Source organism: Moraxella sp. CTOTU47724 (genome assembly GCF_032014955.1).
GTDB classification, from domain to species: Bacteria; Pseudomonadota; Gammaproteobacteria; order Pseudomonadales; family Moraxellaceae; genus Faucicola; species Faucicola tetraodonis.
In genome coordinates this window covers 1-3,685 of record NZ_DALZSV010000039.1, presented here as the reverse complement: position 1 = coordinate 3,685, position 3,685 = coordinate 1, and the positions used below count along the sequence as shown (strand labels likewise).

3 protein-coding genes are annotated in these 3,685 nt (G+C 43.2%); 1 reads left to right on the top strand and 2 read right to left on the bottom strand.

The genetic code is table 11. From position 1 onward, the window contains the following. Positions 1-234: 234 nt before the first annotated feature. Positions 235-1,158, top strand: a complete 924-nt coding sequence (locus tag RTR63_RS08380; RefSeq protein ID WP_312523678.1) for a PHP domain-containing protein — start codon at positions 235-237, stop codon at positions 1,156-1,158. A 167-nt stretch (positions 1,159-1,325) separates the two neighbouring features. Here the strand turns inward: RTR63_RS08380 and RTR63_RS08375 are convergent, their stop codons facing one another. Next, positions 1,326-1,892 (bottom strand): FixH family protein, encoded by a 567-nt coding sequence (locus RTR63_RS08375; protein WP_040403153.1) that lies wholly within the window; start codon positions 1,890-1,892, stop codon positions 1,326-1,328. Positions 1,893-2,018: 126 nt separating this feature from the next. Continuing rightward, entirely contained in the window at positions 2,019-3,443 is a 1,425-nt protein-coding gene (gene ccoG, locus RTR63_RS08370; RefSeq protein WP_007115184.1) for a cytochrome c oxidase accessory protein CcoG, read from the bottom strand. Between the last annotated feature and the right edge of the window lie 242 nt (positions 3,444-3,685).

Genomic DNA, 3,685 nt, shown 5'->3' with positions numbered 1-3,685 from the left:
AAAAAAATGCCAGTAAAGGTAGCAAATCCAATAAACCGCTCATAGTCATCTCTAACAAAAATCTTAGCCGCTAGTTTACACGGATATGCTAAAATCGAAAAGTAACTTTGCGATTTTCCTTGCTTCATTAATCACGTGCCCTTGTGAGCGAGCCAGCGCAGAGTTAACCCCTCTTTGTCTTAACCCCTTTTTGTCCTATTGTTGGCAACCAGCTTTTGTAATTAAGGCGTATTTGTGAATTCTTTAAACCTCGATATCTTGTCTAGCAGTCCTATTTATACCCAACTTCCGATTGATATGCACTGCCACAGTACCCGCTCAGATGGCACTTTTAGCCCAAGCGAAGTGGTGCAAAAAGCGCATGATAAAGGGGTGAAAGTATTATCCTTAAGCGACCATGATACGGTACTTGGTATCCTTGAGGCGCGCCAAACGGCTGAAAGTCTTGGTATGACGCTGATTCATGGTGTCGAAATCAGCTGTCGTCATCGTGTCATGGGCGGCTACTCCAAAAAACCTGCCCAAAATGAAAAAGTGATTCATGTGCTGGGGTACGGTTTTAGTAATATCGAAACAATGCATGACAAACTCGCTGCCATCCAAGCCAATCGAGAAACGCGCGGCTATGCGATGTGCGAGCGTGTGGCAAGTACCTTTAAACGCCCGATGGATGAGATTTGGCAGGCGGTGTTAGTGCAAGCCAAAGGTAATCCGCAAGCGGTCGGTCGTACTCACATCGCCAAAGTGATGGCGGATCAAGGCTTGGTGAGTGATGTACAAAAAGCCTTTACCGGCTATTTGGCTGACCATAAACCTTGCTATGTGGCACTCGATGGCTTATCGCTTAAAGATTGCATCAATTTGATTCATGAGTGTGGTGGCAAAGCCTCTTTGGCTCATGCGACCCGTTATAATTTAACCGCCAACAAAGTGCGTAAACTGATTGCAGATTTTGCCAGTAGCGGTGGCGATGCGGTGGAATTGCCCGCCAGCAATGAGCCGACTTCAACCCGCCATATGGTCGATAGAGTGATTAAAGAGCATGAGTTAAAGGTGTCTATCGGTAGTGATTTTCATGGCACGACCATGCCGTGGCGCGTGCTTGGCGGTGTGCCAAAATTGCACGAAGGACAAGTGGGGATTTGGGAGAGTTGTTAAAAATTTACCCTCAGTTACCATTTTTTTAACTAACAAGCAGGGGCTTCTAAATATCCAGCAAGATTTTTTAGCATTTTACTGATGAGGATATTTATGAAAGGTACAAGGAAGCCAAGTAGCTGTAACCTAGTACCTGTAACCCAGTACCTCTAATTAGTTGACTGAAACTAAGATTTTTTATCAAACGCAGTTAGTGGCTTAAAGGCAATCGACTTCGCCATCGGCAATTCCTCAATCGCACGCAGCCGCCAGCTATTGGCTGGGTCATGCACCACAATATAGTATTTGCCTTTAGACGGATCTAGCTGCACATTGCCCGCATAACTGCCATCACTTAACCGTTTGACAATAATGTCACGGTCTTTTTGCTTTTGGGTGGCATGGGAAATCTCCACTGCCAATTGCTCAGGTGCTTTAAACTTGTCACTAGCGGGCGCCTCAAGTTTAAAATTGACTGCCTGATGACTAATCAGCATTTGACCGGTTAGCCCCAAATCATGCGCCAGTTTGTCTTTGGACACATCCGCATATAAGGTCTTACCATCCATGTACCAGTCATCACGCACGGTGGAGTCTTGGATTCTCACCGAGTAAAACACGAACCAGATACAGGCGACTACCACAAATAGCGGCAAACCAATAACAAAAATCCAAACCATATAATTTTTATACCAAAGTTTGGATATCGACTGATTAGAAGTTGATGAAGCAGGAGAATTTGTTGGTGTTGCCATAGACCACTCAGCAGATAACAATCAAAAAGCTAGTATAGCAGAAAAACCCATGCCCCAATAACGTGCGCCAATAATTTGGCACAAAAAAAGCCGATTATCAAAATCAGCTTTTTTAGGTAATCAAACTTATTTATCCGTGGTAAACACGTTATCTTTTACCGCTTTGTATTTACCGCCATCATCCACGCTCACCACTTGCATTTGGATGGGGATATTGCTTTGGGTAATCACTTTTGGATCGCCCAGTACACTGACAGGGAAGTCATAACTTTCGCCTGCTTCTAATGGAATGGTTTTAAAGCGGCTATCAAGTTTTAAGCCAGGTTGTGGTGTCAATGTCACCGCATAATCATGGTCTTGCTGAGTTTTATTGGTGATTTTGATAATGTAGTTATTTTCTACCAAACCTTGCGCATTGATTGACGACAACTGATTACGGTCACGGCGAATATCAATCTGCAGCGGTACACGGCTGGTTAAAAAATAAACCCCCGTACCAATCAACAACGTAATCACCGCCAAATAAGCAAAAAACCGTGGACGCAAAATTTTACTTGGCTCATTCTCTACCAATTGGCGTTCGGTACTATACCGAATCAAACCGCGTGGTTTATTGACTTTATCCATGATGTCATTACACGCATCGACACAGGCCGCGCACTGAATACATTCAACTTGCAAACCATCACGAATATCGATACCCGTCGGACACACTTGCACACACATCAGACAGTTGATACAGTCACCTAAATTCTCATCTTCACCGCCTCTTTTACGCGCGCCACGTGGCTCACCACGTTTATAGTCATAGGTTACAATTAACGTATCTTTATCGAACATCACACTTTGGAAGCGGCCATAGGGACAAATATGGGTACAAAAGTGCTCACGCATATAGCCTGCATTGGCAAATGTCGCAAAGGTAAAAATAAGTACCGAAACCCAAGTTAATGGCGTCCAATCTGGTACAGGAATACCGCCAAACCATTGCCAACTATGATAAAGATAATCAGTCCCAACGGCATAACTACTAAACGTCAATGCAGTCACCAACGCCATGATAAACCAAATCAGATACACCAAGCCGCGTTTCATGATTTTTTCGCCATTCCAAGGCGCTTTATCTAATTTAAACTGTTTATTACGATCGCCGATGACAAGCTTCTCAGTGTATTGGTACATATGCGTCCAAATCGTCTGTGGGCAGGCATAGCCACACCACACACGACCGGCATAAACGGTCACCATAAACAATAAAAAGGCAGCAACCATAAAGAAAAACGCAAAAATAAAAACGTCTTGGGGTAAAAAAGTTAGCCCAAATAGCACAATCTTAGAACCCGAGAAATCAAACCATATTGCTTGGTGTCCGCCATAGCGAATCCATGGCAACACCAAAAACAACAACAATAAAAAATACATACTTACAACGCGGATGTTTTGATAAAAACCCGTCACAAAACGGGGGTGTACGCGTTTTTTAGTGGCATCTACTTGGTGGACAGGGAGTCTAAAATCATTACCAGCAGGGGAAGGAGGTTGTACAGACATTGTTTGCCCTCACATATTTTCTGACATGAATATAAAAAAAATGAAAGACGACAACCGCAAAACCACCGAACATCGCCTAACGAAAAATTGCTTAAACAATATATTCAATTATATATCAAATGGCACTAAATACCCACAAAATAAAGGGAGTTATCAACAACTGCAAAATAAATGAAAAAACTTTTCGCAGTGGTATTGACAGGGGGAAAGAAAAGCGTATAATACGCACTCACTGGCAGCGA

What these genes read in the sequence shown, in the direction of transcription:
- RTR63_RS08375 (WP_040403153.1), bottom strand. Translation starts at nt 1,892, where the DNA reads ATGGCAACACCAACAAATTCTCCTGCTTCATCAACTTCTAATCAGTCG.
- ccoG (WP_007115184.1), bottom strand. Translation starts at nt 3,443, where the DNA reads ATGTCTGTACAACCTCCTTCCCCTGCTGGTAATGATTTTAGACTCCCT.